Origin of the sequence: Isoptericola sp. NPDC019482 (assembly GCF_040632295.1) — a bacterium.
Lineage (GTDB): Bacteria > Actinomycetota > Actinomycetes > Actinomycetales > Cellulomonadaceae > Isoptericola.
This window is the reverse complement of sequence record NZ_JBEYBQ010000019.1, coordinates 1-15,175: the sequence shown is the minus strand read 5'-3', so window position 1 is coordinate 15,175 and position 15,175 is coordinate 1. Positions and strand designations below refer to the sequence as shown.

The 15,175-nt window shown below is 76.8% G+C and carries 17 protein-coding genes; 9 read left to right on the top strand and 8 right to left on the bottom strand.

Annotated elements, in window-relative coordinates:
- From ABZ493_RS13515 to ABZ493_RS13485, 7 genes are all read right to left on the bottom strand, one after another.
- Positions 1-1,047: a diacylglycerol kinase family protein gene (locus ABZ493_RS13515; protein ID WP_430582662.1), complete on the bottom strand. Its 1,047-nt coding sequence runs from the start codon at positions 1,045-1,047 to the stop codon at positions 1-3.
- Between the two features lie 55 nt (positions 1,048-1,102).
- A complete protein-coding gene (tatC, locus tag ABZ493_RS13510) occupies positions 1,103-1,843 on the bottom strand; it encodes a twin-arginine translocase subunit TatC (protein WP_430582661.1) in 741 nt (246 codons plus the stop codon).
- Between the two features lie 36 nt (positions 1,844-1,879).
- Positions 1,880-2,185 carry a Sec-independent protein translocase subunit TatA gene (gene tatA / locus ABZ493_RS13505; protein WP_430582660.1) on the bottom strand — a complete coding sequence of 102 codons (306 nt, stop codon included), beginning with the start codon at positions 2,183-2,185 and terminating at the stop codon, positions 1,880-1,882.
- Positions 2,186-2,360: 175 nt separating this feature from the next.
- Complete coding sequence (locus ABZ493_RS13500; protein ID WP_430582659.1) at positions 2,361-3,815, bottom strand: aldehyde dehydrogenase family protein; 1,455 nt, start codon at positions 3,813-3,815, stop codon at positions 2,361-2,363.
- A 51-nt stretch (positions 3,816-3,866) separates the two neighbouring features.
- A complete protein-coding gene (locus ABZ493_RS13495; protein WP_430582658.1) occupies positions 3,867-4,262 on the bottom strand; it encodes a hypothetical protein in 396 nt (131 codons plus the stop codon).
- A 5-nt stretch (positions 4,263-4,267) separates the two neighbouring features.
- A complete protein-coding gene (locus tag ABZ493_RS13490; protein ID WP_430582657.1) occupies positions 4,268-5,329 on the bottom strand; it encodes a WYL domain-containing protein in 1,062 nt (353 codons plus the stop codon).
- Entirely contained in the window at positions 5,322-6,455 is a 1,134-nt protein-coding gene (locus tag ABZ493_RS13485) for a WYL domain-containing protein (protein WP_430582656.1), read from the bottom strand. The genes ABZ493_RS13490 and ABZ493_RS13485 overlap by 8 nt, the downstream gene beginning before the upstream one ends.
- A gap of 130 nt (positions 6,456-6,585) precedes the next feature.
- Here ABZ493_RS13485 and ABZ493_RS13480 point away from each other — a divergent pair, with 130 nt between their 5' ends.
- The 8 genes from ABZ493_RS13480 to ABZ493_RS13445 all read left to right on the top strand — a co-directional run bounded on the left by ABZ493_RS13480 (position 6,586) and on the right by ABZ493_RS13445 (position 13,458).
- Positions 6,586-7,785 carry a DUF3866 family protein gene (locus tag ABZ493_RS13480; protein WP_430582720.1) on the top strand — a complete coding sequence of 400 codons (1,200 nt, stop codon included), beginning with the start codon at positions 6,586-6,588 and terminating at the stop codon, positions 7,783-7,785.
- A gap of 9 nt (positions 7,786-7,794) precedes the next feature.
- Positions 7,795-8,535, top strand: coding sequence for a DUF4129 domain-containing protein (locus tag ABZ493_RS13475; protein ID WP_430582655.1), 741 nt, complete (start codon positions 7,795-7,797; stop codon positions 8,533-8,535).
- Entirely contained in the window at positions 8,532-9,059 is a 528-nt protein-coding gene (locus ABZ493_RS13470; RefSeq protein WP_430582654.1) for a hypothetical protein, read from the top strand. Before ABZ493_RS13475 ends, ABZ493_RS13470 begins: the two co-directional genes overlap by 4 nt.
- Complete coding sequence (locus ABZ493_RS13465) at positions 9,056-10,039, top strand: MoxR family ATPase (RefSeq protein ID WP_430582653.1); 984 nt, start codon at positions 9,056-9,058, stop codon at positions 10,037-10,039. The genes ABZ493_RS13470 and ABZ493_RS13465 overlap by 4 nt, the downstream gene beginning before the upstream one ends.
- 7 nt (positions 10,040-10,046) lie before the next feature.
- Complete coding sequence (locus tag ABZ493_RS13460) at positions 10,047-11,414, top strand: DUF58 domain-containing protein (RefSeq protein WP_430582652.1); 1,368 nt, start codon at positions 10,047-10,049, stop codon at positions 11,412-11,414.
- Positions 11,411-11,998 carry a hypothetical protein gene (locus ABZ493_RS13455; protein ID WP_430582651.1) on the top strand — a complete coding sequence of 196 codons (588 nt, stop codon included), beginning with the start codon at positions 11,411-11,413 and terminating at the stop codon, positions 11,996-11,998. Before ABZ493_RS13460 ends, ABZ493_RS13455 begins: the two co-directional genes overlap by 4 nt.
- Positions 11,999-12,039: 41 nt before the next feature.
- The gene (locus tag ABZ493_RS13450) at positions 12,040-12,696 is read left to right on the top strand and encodes a DNA starvation/stationary phase protection protein (RefSeq protein ID WP_430582650.1); all 657 of its coding nucleotides are present in this window, start codon (positions 12,040-12,042) and stop codon (positions 12,694-12,696) included.
- Positions 12,697-12,774: 78 nt separating this feature from the next.
- Positions 12,775-13,458 (top strand): GNAT family N-acetyltransferase, encoded by a 684-nt coding sequence (locus ABZ493_RS13445; protein ID WP_430582649.1) that lies wholly within the window; start codon positions 12,775-12,777, stop codon positions 13,456-13,458.
- 108 nt (positions 13,459-13,566) lie between these two features.
- Here ABZ493_RS13445 and ABZ493_RS13440 read toward each other — a convergent pair whose 3' ends face one another.
- A complete protein-coding gene (locus ABZ493_RS13440) occupies positions 13,567-14,256 on the bottom strand; it encodes a hypothetical protein (RefSeq protein ID WP_430582648.1) in 690 nt (229 codons plus the stop codon).
- A gap of 157 nt (positions 14,257-14,413) precedes the next feature.
- Here ABZ493_RS13440 and ABZ493_RS13435 point away from each other — a divergent pair, with 157 nt between their 5' ends.
- The gene (locus ABZ493_RS13435; RefSeq protein ID WP_430582719.1) at positions 14,414-15,049 is read left to right on the top strand and encodes a YigZ family protein; all 636 of its coding nucleotides are present in this window, start codon (positions 14,414-14,416) and stop codon (positions 15,047-15,049) included.
- The last annotated feature ends 126 nt before the right edge of the window (positions 15,050-15,175 follow it).

Genomic DNA, 15,175 nt, shown 5'->3' with positions numbered 1-15,175 from the left:
TCAGCGCGGCGCGACCAGCACCTGCAGGGCGCGGGCCCGCACCTCCACGCGCAGCGGCAGGGGCCCGAGGCGCTCGCCGTCGGCGTGCGCGACCGGCAGCGGCCGCTCGCCCGCGACCCACGCGTCGGGGCCGGGCTCGATCGTCACGCCCCGCGCCCGCACGACGTGCACCTTGCGACGCCGCACGTGCCCGCCGGTGAACATGCTCGGGAAGACGGCGAGAGCCCCGGCCTTCGACAGGTCGGTGGCGACGAGCACGTCCAGCAGGCCGTCGTCGAGGGACGCCGCCGGGGCGACGCGGATGCCGCCGCCGATCTGCGGGCCGTTCGCCGCGGTGACCAGGGCGGCACGGCCCGACCAGGTCGCGGTGCCGGCGGGCCCGGGTCGCAGCCGCAGCGCGCGCCGCCCGCCGTCGACGCCGTCGACGCGGTCGACGACGCCGTCGAACGTGAGCCGGTACGACCAGGGCCGGTAGCGCAGCAGCTCGAGCGCCGCGGCCACGGTGTACCGGGCGCTGCCCCGCGGGTGTCGCAGCAGGTTGGCGCGCGCGTTCACCGCGGCGTCGAGCCCGGCCGACACCGCGCCCGCCACCCAGCGAGGTCCCCCGGCGTCGCCGGGAGCTCCGATGCGGAGCCCTGGCCCGGTGACGAGTGCCGCGTCCACGGGACGTCGCCCGGCGGCGCCGGCGTCGAGGGCCCGGCACAGCGCGGCGCCCGCCGCGGCGGGGTCGCGCACGGGCAGCCCGAGCGTGGCGGCGAAGTCGTTGCCCGTGCCCACCGGGACGATGCCGAGCGGGACGTCCGTGCCCGCGACGGCCTGCGCCCCGAGGTGCACCATGCCGTCGCCGCCGACCACGACGAGCGCGTCCACGGGCCTGCCGCCGGCGCCGCCGGCGCCGTCAACGGCCGCCCGTGCCCGGGCGAGCGCGGCGTCCGCGTCCGGGGCGGTCAGGTCGACGACGTCGTGCCCCGCGCGGCGCAGCCCGGCCAGGACGCCCGCGCCGGCGTGCGCGGCCCGCCCCTTGCCCGCCGTCGGGTTGACGACCACGCCGAGGCGCAGCGCACGGCTTGCCCCGGGCAGACCTCGCTCGGACCGGTCCCGCTCAGACAGTGGGGGCGACCCTGCGCTTGTCGACGCGCCGGTCGTGCAGCACGCACAGGCCGAGGGCGCCGAAGTACAGCACGCAGATCGGCAGCGCCACGAAGATCATCGTCAGCGCGTCCGGCGTCGGCGTCATCACGGCGGCGAACACGAACGCGATGAGCACCGCCCACCGCCAGCCCTTGGCGAGGGTCTCGTGCCGCAGCACGCCGGCCATGTTCAGGCCGACGAGGAACACGGGCGACACGAACGCGATGCCGAACGCCAGCACCAGGCGCATGACGAAGCTCAGGTACCCCTGGGCGTCGGTGAAGTTCACGGCGCCCTCGGGCACGAAGCCGGCGAGGATGTCCACGGCGTGCGGCAGCACCCACCACGCGAGCGCGGCCCCGCCGAGGAAGAGGGGCACCGCGGCGCCGAGGAACCCGTAGGCGTACCCCTTCTCCCGCTTCGTGAGGCCGGGCGTCACGAACGCCCACAGCTGGTAGAGCCACCACGGGCAGGTGACGATCACGCCGAGGAAGAGCGAGACCTTGACCTTCATGTCGAGAGCCGACGCCATGCCCGTGAAGTTCAGGGCGATCGTCTTGCCCTGCTCCTCCGCGGCCGCCGACAGGGGCGCCTGGAGCGCGGCGAGCAGCGGTTCGTACAGGACCCATCCGGCGGCCGCACCCACGACGAGGCCGCACGCGGCGAGGAAGAGCCGCTTGCGCAGCTCCAGCAGATGCTCGCGCAGGGGCATGCGCCCCTCGGGGTCCCGGGACTGTCCGGGCACCGACTACGCCCGCGGCTGCTTCGGGTCGATGAGACCCGGGATCTGCTCGCCGTCACCCGTGGACGGGGTCGCCGGCCGGTTCGGCGCGGTGCTCGACGTGTGGGTCGGCGTGGTGTTCGACGACGTCGTCGTGTCCGCCGGCGGCTCGTTCGAGTCGTTGAGCTTGCCGTCGTCGGTGAGGTCCTTGACCTCCTTCTTGAAGATCTTCAGCGACTGGCCGACGCTGCGCGCCAGGTCAGGGAGCCTGCGCGCCCCGAACAGCAGCAGGATCACGACCACCAGCACGATGATGTGCCAGGGCTTGAGCATGCCCATGAGAATGGCTCCTCGTTCTCGTCCGCCCGGCGGGCGGGGTGTGTCGGGGTCAACCCTAGTGGGTCCCCCGGTCGCGAAGGTGACGTTCAGGTGACGACCGGGCAGAACCGGTCAGCCCGAGCCCGTGCCGGCTCGGGTGCGCCGGCCCGGGTGAGTCGGTGCCGCGGCGTCAGAACGGGTACCCCTGCACCCGCGACTGCACGGTCACCCACTGCGTCTCGGTGAACGCCTCCACGTTCGCGTCGTGCCCGCCGAACCGGGCACCCGTGCCCGACGCCCCCACGCCGCCGAACGGCGCCTGCGCCTCGTCGTCGACCGTCTGGTCGTTGACGTGCACGATCCCGGCGGGCAGCCGGTCGGCCAGCTCGTAGCCCGCGAACGCGTCGCCCGTCAGCACCGCGACCGACAGCCCGTACTCGCTGCCGCGCACCAGGTCGACCGCCTCGTCCAGGTCGTCGAACGCCAGCACGGGGGCCACCGGCCCGAACACCTCCTGCGCGAACGCCGGGTGCTCGGGTCGCACACCGGACAGCACCGTGGGCGCGTAGAAGCGGCCCGTGTACGTGCCGCCGGCCTCGAGCCGCGCGCCCGCGTCCGTCGTCGCCGTGACGAGGCCGTGCACCCGGTCGCGCTGGTGGTCGTCGATGAGCGGCCCCAGCGGGGCGCCCGAGGCCGGGTCGCCCGGCACCAGCGCCCGGGCCGACGCCGTCAGGCGCTCCACGTACTCGTCGTGCACGTCCTTGTGCACGAGGTGGCGGCCCGTGGTCATGCAGATCTGCCCCTGGTGCAGGAACGACCCCCAGGCGCCCGCGGACGCCGCGGCGGCCACGTCCACGTCGGGCAGCACGACCATCGCGTTGTTGCCGCCGAGCTCCAGGTGCACCCGCTTGAGCAGCCGCCCGGCGGTCGCGCCGATCGCGCGGCCCGCGGCCGTCGACCCCGTGAACGACAGCAGCGGCACGTGCGGGTGCTCCACGAGCGCCGCGCCCAGGTCCGACCCGCCCGGCAGCACCGCGAGCACCCCCGCCGGCAGGCCCGCCTCCTCCAGCAGGGCGGCCAGCAGCAGGCCGCCGCTCACGGCCGTGCGGGGGTCCGGCTTGAGCACCACCGCGTTCCCGAGGGCGAGGGCGGGGGCCACGGACCGCATCGACAGGATGGCCGGGAAGTTGAACGGGGAGATCACCCCGACGACCCCGACCGGGCGGCGGCGCGCGAGCGACAGCCGCGGGCGCCCCGTGCGCAGCAGCTGCCCGTACGGCACGAGCGCCGTCGCGGCCGCCTGGTGCAGCTCGTCCGCGACGAGGCCGACCTCGAACGCCGCCTTGCCGCGCGCGGAGCCCGCCTCCTCGGCGAGCCACCGCTCCAGCACCTCCCGGTGGGTCTCGACCAGCGCGGCGGCGCGGCGCAGCACCCGGGCCCGCTCCTCGGCGGGCCGCGCCGCCCAGTCGTCCTGCGCGGCCCGTGCGGACGCCACGGCCGCGTCGAGGTCCGCCGGCGTGGCCTCCGCGACCGTCGCGAGCCGGTCCCCCGTCGACGGCGACACGACGGGCCGCGTGCCCGCCAGGCGGGTCCAGCCGCCGACGTACGCGGCGCCGTCCCAGGTCTGCGGTGCGAAGAACGTCATCGTTCCCTCCCGGGGTGATGCTGCGCCGGGGCGCAGCGGGTGGTGCGGAGGCTAGCGCCTCCGGGCGGGCGTGCGGGACCGCAGGCCGGCGTGCGCCGCCTTGTCGGCCGTGCGGGCGGCCAGCCAGCTCTCGGAGTCCCAGCGGCGCCACGTCGCGGCCTGGCGCTCGCGGCGGGCCGCGGACCGTTCGGCCTTGAGGCGGCGCCGCTCGGCCACCCGCTCGCGCAGCACGACGGGGTCGTCGAAGAGCGTGGGCGACGTGTCGGCGCGGTGCGCCTCCGCCTCGGCGACGGCGGCGGAGATGCGGTCGGCGGCGGAGCCGAGCACCTCCCCGGCACGGGACGCCTCACGCGCGGCGCGCATCCCCGCACGCCACAGGTGACGTCCGAGGAAGAACGCGCCCACGAGGGTCGCGACGACGAGCCCCGCCCAGATCCAGCCCCACATGCCGGTCAGCCTACGGTCTCGGTGGTGCCGGGCGTGGTGCCGGGCGTGGTGGCGGGCTGGTCTCCGTCCTGGGTGCCGGGCTCGTCGGTACCAGTCGCTGCGTACGCCGCGAGGGCGGCGCGGGCGGACTGCGCGACGTCGTGGCCGACGTCGGGCGGGTCGACGGCGACGACGTCGGGCGCGTTGGCGAGCAGCAGGCGCCGCAGCCACGCCGGGTTCGTGACCCGCAGCCGCACCTCGACGGTGCCGTCCGGCAGGTCGCGCACGGACTCGGCGGGCACCTCCTCCGCGACCCACCGGGCCGCGGACGCGAGGCGCAGCGTCGCCGCGGGGGCGCCGCGGTGCGCGACGGAGGCCCACACGTCGGCGCCCAGGTCCCCCGCGATGGCGACGTCACGTTCGGCGACGGGCTCGTCCAGGACGCGGGCGTCGAGGATGCGGTCGACCCGGAAGGTGCGGCGGCCGTCCACGCGCAGGCACCAGCCCACCAGGTACATCGCGCCGTCCTGGGTGAGCAGCCGCAGCGGGTCGACGTCGCGCTCGGTGGTGACGTCGGCCGCGTTGACGTACCGCAGGTGCAGGCGGCGGCCCTCGGCGAGCGCGGAGGTGACGGCCGCGACCACCTGCGGGTCCCCGTCGCCCTCGAGCTGCACGTCGACGGCGCCCGCGGCCTCCCCGGTCGCCGCGGTCAGCTTGTCGAGGGCGGAGGCGACGACGGCGGCGCGCCGCCGGTCCGCCTGCACCGCCGGGGAGGCGTGCATGGCCCGCAGCGCGGCGACGAGCGCCACCGCCTCCCGCGTGCCGAGGCGTAGCGGGCGGGTCATGCCGCGCGCCTGGGTCAGCGTGACGACGCCGTCCTCGAGGGAGAACGCGTCGAAGTCGATGAGGTCGTCCGGCATGTACCCCGGGGTCCCGGACACCCACAGGGCGTCCACGTCCTCGCGCACCTGCCGCGGCGTCACCCCGAACCGGTCCGCGAGCTCCTCCACCCGCACGGGCCCCGCGCCGTCGAGGAACGCGACCAGCCCCAGCAGCCGCACCAGCCGGTCGTCGGCCCGCTCAGCCATCCGATCCCTCCCCCGCACCCGTGCCGGCGTCGTCGGTCCCGGCCGCAGTACCGAACGCGTCGAGCGTCGCGGCCGCCTCCAGCCGCCGCAGCACGTCCGCGCGCAGCTGCGCCGGCTCCAGCACCACGACCGCCGGCCCGTAGCCCGCCACCTCGTCCGCGAACGCCGACAGGCTGCGGAACTCCACCTCGAGCAGGTCGCGCCCGTCGTGCCTGCCTCGCCCCGCACCGTCGGCACCCTCGCCGGTGGCCGCCCGGTCGGCTGGCAGGGCGGCGCGCGCCCGCAGCGCCTGCGCCCGCTCCGGCACGACGGCGAGCACGGCCCGCTGCAGCGCCCCGACCCGCTCGCCCAGCATCGCGTCGACGTCCACCGCCTCCGGGACGTCGAACGCGCCCGCCTGCGACCCCACGCGCACCTTGCCCGCGATCCGTGACAGCCGGAACACCCGCGCCGCTCCGCGTGCCCGGTCGAAGCCCACCAGGTACCAGCCGCTGCCCCGCGCCGCGATGCGCCACGGCTCCACGTGCCGCGTCAGCTCCTGCCCGGTGCTCGCCGCCCGGTACCGGAACGACACGTCGCGCCGCTCCGAGACCGCCTCCAGCAGCGGCACGTACGCGTCGCCCGCCGCCCGCACCCGCGGGGCCAGCCCCGCGACCGCGTCCGCCGCGACCTCACCGGCACCCGCCGCCCGCAGCTTCGTCATCGCGCGCGACATGTCCGTGCGCAGCGTCTTGTCCGACCACAGCTGCGCCGCCAGCGCCACCACGCCCAGCTCCGCCGGCGTCAGGTCCACCGCGCCCAGCGCGTACGCGTCGTTGTCGATCCGGTACCCGACCTCGTCGCTGTGCCCGCCCGCGTCCACCGTGACGATCGGGATCCCCAGCGCCCGCAACGTGTCCTTGTCGCGCTCGAACATCCGCTCGAACGCCTCCGTCGACGGGGCGTCGCCGTACCCCGCCACCCCCGCGCGCACCTGCTGCTTCGTCATCGACGCGCTCGTGTTCACCAGCGCGATGACGAGGTTCAGCAGTCGCTCGGCCGGCGGGGTGCCCCGCGACGACGACGGAGGGTCGGACGGCGCGGCGACGGGCGGGCCGGAGGCCGGGTCCACGGGGTTCGCAGGCATCGGCACCAACCTAGTCGCCGGTAGCCTCTCGTGGGTGACGACAGCGCCGAACCAGCCCCAGCCCCGCACGCCCCGCGACGCCCGCGACGACGCGCCCACCGGGCACGGCACCGCGCACGCGACCTCGCACGTGACCTGGCGCACCGGGACCGTCACCGCCCGCGGCGCCGCCTGGACCGGCGCCCGCGAGGTCACCCTCCGCCTCGACACCCCCCTCCCGTCCCGCGACCTCACCACCGCCCCCTGGGAGGTCCGCGGCCTCGCCTACACCACCCTCGTCGGCGACCCGGACGTCGGCGACCGGCTGCTCCTCAACGTCTCCGCCCTCGCCCGCGGCCTCGGCACCGGCGGCTACGCCCTCGTCGTCGGCCCCGCCGGGGACGCCACCGCCCTGCCCGCCGACCCCCACGCCGGCCCCGGCCACCTCGTCAAGGCCCGCTACACGCCCCTGCAGGCCATGGTCCTCGGCGTCGACGAGCAGGAGTCCGCCCACCACGACACCCTCCGCGACGCCGACGACCTCGCCGGCCTCCCCGTCGTCGTCGCCGACCTGCACTCCGCCCTGCCCGCCGTCGTCGCCGGCGCCCGCCACGCCGCCGACGTCGCCGGCCGCCCCCACCCCCGCATCGCCTACGTCATGACCGACGGCGGCGCCCTCCCCGCTGCCTTCTCCCGCACCGTCGCCACCCTCCGCGACACCGGCTGGCTCCACACCACCGTCACCGTCGGGCAGGCCTTCGGCGGCGACCTCGAAGCCGTCACCGTGCACACCGGCCTCCTCGCCGCCCGCCACGTCTCCGGCGCCGACCTCGTCGTCCTCACCCAAGGACCCGGCAACCTCGGCACCGGCACCCGCTGGGGCTTCTCCGGCGTCGCCGCCGGCGAAGCCGTCAACGCCGCCGCCACCCTCGGCGGACGACCCGTCGCCTCCCTCCGCGTCTCCGGGGCCGACCCCCGCGACCGCCACCGCGGCGTCTCCCACCACAGCCTCACCGCCTACGGCCGCGTGGCGCTCGCGGCCGCCGACGTCCCCGTCCCCGCCCCCACCGCCGACCTCGAGGCCCTCCCCACCTGGGGCGCCGACCTCACCCGCCAGGTCCACGACCAGGCCGCCACCCTCGCCCCCCGACACCAGCTCGTCGACGTCCCCGCCGACACCGCCCTCCTCGACGCCCTGCGCCGCTCCCCCGCCCGCCTGTCCACCATGGGCCGCTCCCTCGACGGAGACCCCGCCTCCTTCGTCGCCGCCGCCGTCGCCGGCGTGCACGCCGCACACCTGACCCACCAGCCGACCCACCAGCCGACCCACGAGGACCCCGCCAGCCGATAGCGTCAGCGCATGGCCCCACCGACGCGGACCCCACGCGCCGCCGCACGACGCGCCCTCGCGCCCCTCGCCGCCGCAGCCCTCGTGCTCCTCGTCGTCCTCGGCGCCGCCACCGCCACCCCCTGGCGTTTCAGCCTCCCCGACGGGCCTCGCGCCGCACCCACCGCCAGCGACCCCGTCGTCGACCGCCGGCCCGGCGAGCTCGTCCCCAGCGACCGGGAAGCCCCGTCCTACGACGTCATCACCTGGATCGTCGTCGCCCTCTCCGTCGCCGGCGCCCTCCTCGTCGCCCTCCTCCTGTGGCTCCTCGCCCGCCGCGTCCTGCGCGCCCTCGCCACCCCCGAGGACGACGACGCCGACCCCCTCACCCCCGGCCACGCCACCACCGCCACCACGACCGACCTCCCCCTCCCCGAGCTCCAGGACGCCGTCGCCACCGCCCTCGCCCGTATCGACCGAGCCGCCACCCCGCACGACGCCGTCGTCGCCGCCTGGGTCGCCCTCGAGGACGCCGCCGCCGAGCACGGCACCCGCCGCGACCCCGCACAGACCGCCACCGAGTTCACCGCGACCCTCCTCACCCGACAGCGCGACGACGGCCGCACCGTCCCCGCCACCGACGTCGACACCCTCCGCCGCCTCTACCAGCACGCCCGCTTCACCGACCGGCCCGTTCCCCCCGACGCCGTCGACGCCGCACGCACCGCCCTCTCCCGCATCGCCCGCGCCCTCGACACCGCCCCGCAGCCATGACCCCCACCCCACAGGCTCGGACGGCGCCGCTGCGCACGCTCCTCGCCGTCGGCCTCCCGGCGCTCGCGGCCTGCGCCGCCCTCGCGCTCACCGGCGTCCTCGACCCGCTGCACGCCGCGCTGCTCGTCGTCGTGGTCACGACGACCGTCGCGCTGTGGCGGCGCCTCGACGACGGCGAGGAGGCCCCGTGGCCCGACGCCGTGCACGACCGCCGCGAGGGCGCGCGCAACGACGTCAGCGAGCTGGGCTGGGCCACGTTCACCCGCAGCGGCGCCGTCGGCGACCGCGTGCTGCGCCGCGTCCGCGACCTCGCCGCCGCGCGCCTCGCCGAGCGGGGTGTCGATCTCGGCGCGCCGGGCGGCCCCGAGGCGGCCTCCCGGCTGCTGGGAGCCGAGGTCGTCGACGGCCTCGCCGCACGTCGGCCCGTGAGCAGGGCCGAGGTGCACCGCTGGCTCGACGCCCTCGACACGCTGCCGACGGCCGCACCGTCCCCCGACCGACCCGAAGGAAGGCCCCAGAGATGACCGACGACCCCGCGCCCCTCCCCGTCGCCGAGGTGGCCACGATCGGCCGGCGCGTCCTCGACGAGGTCGCCACCGCCGTCGTCGGCATGCGCGACACGCTGGAGCTCGCGCTCGCCACCGTGCTCGCGGGCGGGCACGTGCTCTTCGAGGACGTGCCCGGGCTCGGAAAGACGCTCGCCGCCCGCTCGCTGGCCACCGCCCTCGGCCTCGACTTCGCGCGACTGCAGTGCACCCCCGACCTGCTGCCCAGCGACATCACGGGCTCGTCGGTGTTCGACCCCGCGAGCCGCGAGTTCGTCTTCCGGCCCGGCCCGGTGTTCACCGGGCTCTTCCTCGCCGACGAGATCAACCGCACCCCGCCGAAGACGCAGTCCGCGCTCCTCGAGGCGATGGCGGAGCGGCAGGTGTCGGTCGACGGGGCCAGCCGGCCGCTGCCGCGCCCGTTCCACGTCATGGCCACGTCCAACCCCGTGGAGTACGAGGGCACCTACCCGCTCCCGGAGGCCCAGCTCGACCGGTTCATGGTGCGCCTCGAGGTCGGCTATCCCGACCGGTCCCAGGAGCGGGACGTGCTGCTGCGCCGGGTGGCACGCCGCCAGGAGGCGGCCTCCGTGCAGCCCGTCGTCGACGCCACGACGGTGCTCGCGATGCAGGCCGGGGTCGAGACCACCGAGGTGGACCCCGACGTCGCCGGCTACTGCGTCGACCTCGCCGCCGCCACCCGCACGCACGGCGCGCTCGAGGTGGGCGCCTCGCCCCGCGGCTCCCAGAACCTCCTCCTGCTGGCCCGCGCGGTCGCCGTGCTGGACGGGCGGGACTTCGTGCTACCCGAGGACGTGAAGCGGGTGGCGGTGCCGGTGCTCGCGCACCGCCTCACGCTCACGCCCACCGCCTGGGCGTCGGCGGTCCGCGCCCGGGACGTCGTGACCGAGCTCCTCGCCTCCGTGCCCGGGCCCGCGACCGTGGGCAGGCAGGGGTGACTCAGGCATGACCAGCTCGTCCGGTACTCCGCACGGCGGCCCGACCGGCAGCCCTGGCGACGCCGTGTGGCGGCGCAGCCCGCAGGCCGCCGCAGGCCTGGGCGCCGGTGTGCTCGTGCTCGGCCTGGGCCTGCTCGTGGGCCGGGCCGACGTCGCGCTGCTCGGCGTCGCCCCGCTCCTCGGCGCGCTGTGGGCGGGTCGCCCGGGCGCGTGGCGGTCGGCCACCCCGGGGCGCGGCACAGGGGTGGCGATCGACCCGACCGCGGACGCCGCCGCCCCGGGCGAGCTCACCGCCGTCCTGCGCCTCGACCCCGCCCCGGGGACGGAGCTCGTCCACGCCCGGGTCTCCGCACCAGGGCATCGCACCGCCGGGATCGTCGTCGCGGCGACGCCCCGTGACCTGCCGCTCACCCTGAGCACCGTGCGGACCGGCCCGCAGCGCACCTTCCACGTCGACGCACGCGGGTACGGCGCAGGTGGGACGACGGCGGAGGACCCCGTCTCCGTCACCGCGCCAGATCGCCTCGTGCTCCCCACCGCCATGCCGCTGCAGCGCGTCCCGGTGCCGCGGCGGCTGCGCGGGCTCACCGGCCCGCACACGTCCCGCCGCCTCGGCGACGGCGACGAGCTGCGCGACGTCCACCCGTTCGCGCCGGGCGACCGGCTGCGCCGCATCGACTGGCGCACCACCGCCCGGCGGTCGCCGGACCTGTCGACCCTGTACGTGCGGCGCACCTACGCCACGGCCGAGGCGACCGCGGTGCTCGTCGTCGACTCGCGCGACGACGTCGGCCCGGACCTGCGCACCTGGCGCGGCACCGGGCCGCAGCGCGTCGACGAGCCCACGTCCCTCGACCTCGCCCGGCACGCCGCGGCGTCCGTGGCCGGGGCGCTCGTCGCCGCCGGCGACCGGGTCGGGGTGGACGACCTCGGCCGACGCCGCCGCCCGCTGCCGCCGGCCGCGGGCCGCCGGCACCTGCGCCGCGTGCTGCACGCGCTCGCGCTGAGCAGCCCGGTCGGTCACCCCGACCGGCGGCTGCGCGCCCCGCAGGTGCCCGCCGACGCCGTCGTCTACCTGTTCAGCACGGTGCTCGACGACGAGCCGCTCGCGCTGGTGCGGGCGTGGCGCGCCGTCGGGCACCCCGTCGTCCTGGTCGACACGCTGCCCGACGTCCGCGGGGCCCGCGAGGAGCACATGCGCCTGGCCTGGCGCGTCACCCGCGCCGAGCGGGACGACCGTCTGCGCAGGATGACCGCCGAGGGCGTGCCCGTCGTGCGCTGGGCCGGCGACGCGCGCCAGGAGGCCGCCCTCCGCTTCGAGGCCCTCGTCCGCGCCGACGAACGCCACCGGCGCGGCGCGGTGGGGGCACGATGACGCGCTCGCTACGCGCCCGGGTCCGCGCCTGGTGGCTGTCGCGGTACGAGACCGGTCGTCCGCTGCCGGTCGTCGGTGTGCGCGCCGGTCGCCGGCTGCCCGGGTGGGTGCTGCGGGCCGCGTTCGTCGTCGCGGTGGCCGCGCTCGTCGTCGCGGCCGGCGCCCGGACCGACCTGATCGTCGAGCTGGTCGTCCTGTTCGCGGGCGTGGTCACGGTGTGGGCCGCCGTGCGCCCCGGACCCGGCCCGGCCCACGTCGCCCTCGTGACCGCGGCGCTGGAGCTCCTCGGCTCGGCCGCGGCACCGTTCGACCCGGCGGTGCTGTGGCTCGCCCCGCTCGGGTACGTCGTGACGCGGCTCGGGTGGTGGGCGTCGCACGTCGCCGCGACGGAGCGCGTGGAGCTCGCGGCGTTCCGGCACGGCCTGGCGCGCGACGTCGTCGTCGTCGCGGCCGCCCTCGCGGTCGGGGCCTCCGCCTGGGCGCTGGCGGGCCGCCAGGTGCCCTGGCTCGTGGCCCTCGGTGTCGCGGCCATGGCCGCGCTCGCGTGGACCGCCGTCCGGCGTGACGATGGCGAGGCGCGCTGACCCGACGGTCGCGCCGACACGACGAGGACGGAGACCCCCCGATGGCTGACCGCAACACCCCCCGCTACACGGTGCCCTCCCTCACGACCCAGCAGGGCGCGAAGGTGGCCGCCATCCTGCAGGAGCGGCTCAACTCGCTGACCGACCTCCATCTGACGCTCAAGCACGTGCACTGGAACGTCGTCGGCCCGCACTTCATCGCGGTGCACGAGATGCTCGACCCGCAGGTCGACGCGGTCCGCGCCATGACCGACGCGATCGCGGAGCGCATCGCGACCCTCGGCACCTCCCCCGTGGGCACCCCGGGCGCCCTCGTCGCCGCACGCACCTGGGACGACTACTCGCTCCGCCGGGCCTCCGCCATCGAGCACCTGGGCGCCCTCGACGAGGTCTACGAGGGCGTCATCACCGCGCACCGCAAGGCCGCGAAGGACACCGAGCCCCTCGACGACGTGACGAACGACCTCCTCATCGGCCACCTGCACGAGCTCGAGCTGTTCCACTGGTTCGTCCGTGCCCACCTCGAGAGCGCCGGCGGCGACCTCTCGACCGCGGGCGCCACCACCGAGAAGGGCGCGGCGCAGAAGGCCGCGGCGGGCACCAGGTCCACGTCGACCCGCAGCACGAAGGCCGCTCCCAAGACCGCAGCCGCCAAGACCACTGCAGGCAGGACCACGACGGCGCGCAAGAAGAAGTAGCGGGCGCCGCGCCGTCGTCCCCACACCACAGGAGGGGTGCCGTCCGGGCGGGCCGCACCCCTCCGGCATGATGAGGCCGTGATCCGTTCCTACCGCGCCACCGACCGTGCCGCCGTCGCCGAGGTCTGCGTCCGCACCGCCGCCGGCGGCTCCGACGCCCGCGGCCTCTACTCCGACGACCTCCTCATGCCCGAGGTGTTCGCGCTCCCGTACGTCGAGTACGCGCCCGACCTCGCGTTCGTCGTCGTGCGCCCCGACGAGGAGCTCGCCGGTGTGCCGGCAGACCCCGCGGACGACGTCCTGCGCGTCGACGACGGACGCCTGACCGGGTACGTGATCGGCGTCGCCGACACCCGCGACTTCGTCTCCTGGTGGGAGTTGGCCTGGGGCCCGGGGTTCGCCGAGCGCCACCCGCGGGCCGGCGCCTCGCCGTCGGGGCGCGAGCCCCGGTTCTCCGAGGCGGCCCTGCTCGACGCCGGCAAGGACCCGGGCCGCATGGTGCGTGGGATCACCGCCGACGAGCTCGACCGGTACCCCGCGCACCTCCACATCGACCTGCTGCCCGAGAACCAGGGCCGCGGCCTGGGCCGGCAGCTCATGGACACGCTGCGCGCCACGCTCGCCGAGCGCGGAGCGCCCGGCGTGCACCTCGGGATGGACCCGGACAACACCCGGGCCCGGGCCTTCTACGACCGGTACGGGTTCCAGGAGCTGCCGTCGCACTCCCCCGGGTCACCGCTGCTCGGCATCGCCACCGCCTGACCTTTCTGCACGGGTCGGCCCGCGCGATGCGGGGCCCGGGCGGGTGTTCCGTGCGCGTCGGGTGACGCGCTCGGGTCAGTACCTGGGTCCGTCAGGGTGCTTGGCACACTATTTTCCCGTCGGATGATTCGTGTCGACGTCGGGCGGCGAGAGCTCCCTGCCCAGGTCCGGCACGCCGGCGTCCACCCAGGCTCTTCGCACCTGCTCGAACCGCGTGGGCAGGGGCGCCCGCACCGCCCCGTACCGCGCGTTGGTCCGGTGGGCGAAGCGCCGCCACGAGAGCACCAGCCCCTGCCGCGTGATCGGCAGCCCGCTCGCGACCGTCGTGCCGTGGTCGTGCGTGTGGTGCACGGTGAGCAGCAGCGCGCGGGGCACCGAACCCTCCAGCTCGGCGGCGAGCTCCTCCCGCACCACCATCCAGTGCCGCAGGAGCAGCACCACCTCCGGCGGCAGCCGGTGCTCGCGCAGCGTGCGGTGCTTGCCGTGCCGCAGCAGGACCCTCCCCTCCCCCGGGTCCCGCGTGCCGCCCACCCGTCCCTGGCGCGCGGCCACGCCCGGCTCCGGCCCCAGGTCGAGGTCCTCCGCCCGCACGCGCAGCAGGTCGCCGTAGCGGGCCCCCGTCGCGCGGGTGAGTCCGGCGATCACCGCCAGGCGCACCACCTCCGGCTTCCCGCCAGGGCGCAGCGCCTCCACGGACAGCTCGCGCCACACCCATTCCGCCTCGTCCAGCGTGACCGTCGGCCGCGGGTACCGGGTGACCGGCGTTGCGGCGGGGGTCTCCCCCGTGCTCTGCGTCATGGGTTCATCCTGGCGCTTGGCACACTTTTTCTCGGGATGGGGACCGGCGTGTCGGCGGGCGTCGTAGCCTCGTGCGGTGAGCCGACCCGACAGCCCCGCCCCCACGACGCACCCTGGTGGGCTCCAGGGTGGGCTCCAGGGTGGGCTCCCAGGCACGATCGCCGTCCCCGTCGACCACGAGCTCGTGGTGAAGAAGTCGCGCTTCCTCGCGCACCTCGCCCCCGCCCGGACCGTCGAGGAGGCCGACGCCGTCGTCGCCCGCCTGCGCAAGGAGCACTGGGACGCCCGCCACCACTGCGTGGCGCTCGTCGTCGGCACGCACGCCGACCAGCAGCGCTCCTCGGACGACGGCGAGCCCTCCGGCACCGCGGGCGTGCCCATGCTGGAGGTGCTGCGACGCCGGGAGGTCACCGACGTCGTGGCGGTCGTGACGCGCTACTTCGGCGGCGTCCTGCTCGGCGCCGGTGGCCTGGTGCGGGCCTACTCGGGCGCGGTCGCGGAGGCCCTGGACGTCGCGGCGGCTGACGGCCTGCTGCGCCGTCGCGAGGTCCTCACGGAGGTCACCGTGGACGTGCCCCACGCCGACGCCGGCCGCGTCGACCACCTGCTGCGCGACTGGGCGCAGGCGCACGGCGCCGTCCTCGAGGAGCCGACGTACGCCGCCGTCGCGCGGCTCGCCCTGCTGGTGCCGCCGGCCGCACTCCCCCGCCTGCGCGACGACCTGGCCGCCGCCTCCGCGGGCACGCTCACGCCGGTCCCCGGCGCCGACCGGGTGATCGACCTCCCCACCTGACCCCACCCCGGGCGATCGTTGTGAGCGCGATTTCGGGGGCGATGGGGGGGCGGGTGGTGCCCCCAAACGCCCGCGCACGCCTGAGGGGTGAGGGGGGGGGGGCGGCCGCGGGGGGCGGCGCGCCGG

What these genes read in the sequence shown, in the direction of transcription:
- ABZ493_RS13490 (WP_430582657.1), bottom strand. Translation starts at nt 5,329, where the DNA reads ATGGCTGAGCGGGCCGACGACCGGCTGGTGCGGCTGCTGGGGCTGGTC.
- ABZ493_RS13465 (WP_430582653.1), top strand. Translation starts at nt 9,056, where the DNA reads ATGACCGACGACCCCGCGCCCCTCCCCGTCGCCGAGGTGGCCACGATC.
- ABZ493_RS13455 (WP_430582651.1), top strand. Translation starts at nt 11,411, where the DNA reads ATGACGCGCTCGCTACGCGCCCGGGTCCGCGCCTGGTGGCTGTCGCGG.
- ABZ493_RS13495 (WP_430582658.1), bottom strand. Translation starts at nt 4,262, where the DNA reads ATGTGGGGCTGGATCTGGGCGGGGCTCGTCGTCGCGACCCTCGTGGGC.
- ABZ493_RS13475 (WP_430582655.1), top strand. Translation starts at nt 7,795, where the DNA reads ATGGCCCCACCGACGCGGACCCCACGCGCCGCCGCACGACGCGCCCTC.
- ABZ493_RS13450 (WP_430582650.1), top strand. Translation starts at nt 12,040, where the DNA reads ATGGCTGACCGCAACACCCCCCGCTACACGGTGCCCTCCCTCACGACC.
- ABZ493_RS13470 (WP_430582654.1), top strand. Translation starts at nt 8,532, where the DNA reads ATGACCCCCACCCCACAGGCTCGGACGGCGCCGCTGCGCACGCTCCTC.
- ABZ493_RS13500 (WP_430582659.1), bottom strand. Translation starts at nt 3,815, where the DNA reads ATGACGTTCTTCGCACCGCAGACCTGGGACGGCGCCGCGTACGTCGGC.
- tatA (WP_430582660.1), bottom strand. Translation starts at nt 2,185, where the DNA reads ATGCTCAAGCCCTGGCACATCATCGTGCTGGTGGTCGTGATCCTGCTG.
- ABZ493_RS13485 (WP_430582656.1), bottom strand. Translation starts at nt 6,455, where the DNA reads ATGCCTGCGAACCCCGTGGACCCGGCCTCCGGCCCGCCCGTCGCCGCG.
- ABZ493_RS13440 (WP_430582648.1), bottom strand. Translation starts at nt 14,256, where the DNA reads ATGACGCAGAGCACGGGGGAGACCCCCGCCGCAACGCCGGTCACCCGG.
- ABZ493_RS13460 (WP_430582652.1), top strand. Translation starts at nt 10,047, where the DNA reads ATGACCAGCTCGTCCGGTACTCCGCACGGCGGCCCGACCGGCAGCCCT.
- tatC (WP_430582661.1), bottom strand. Translation starts at nt 1,843, where the DNA reads ATGCCCCTGCGCGAGCATCTGCTGGAGCTGCGCAAGCGGCTCTTCCTC.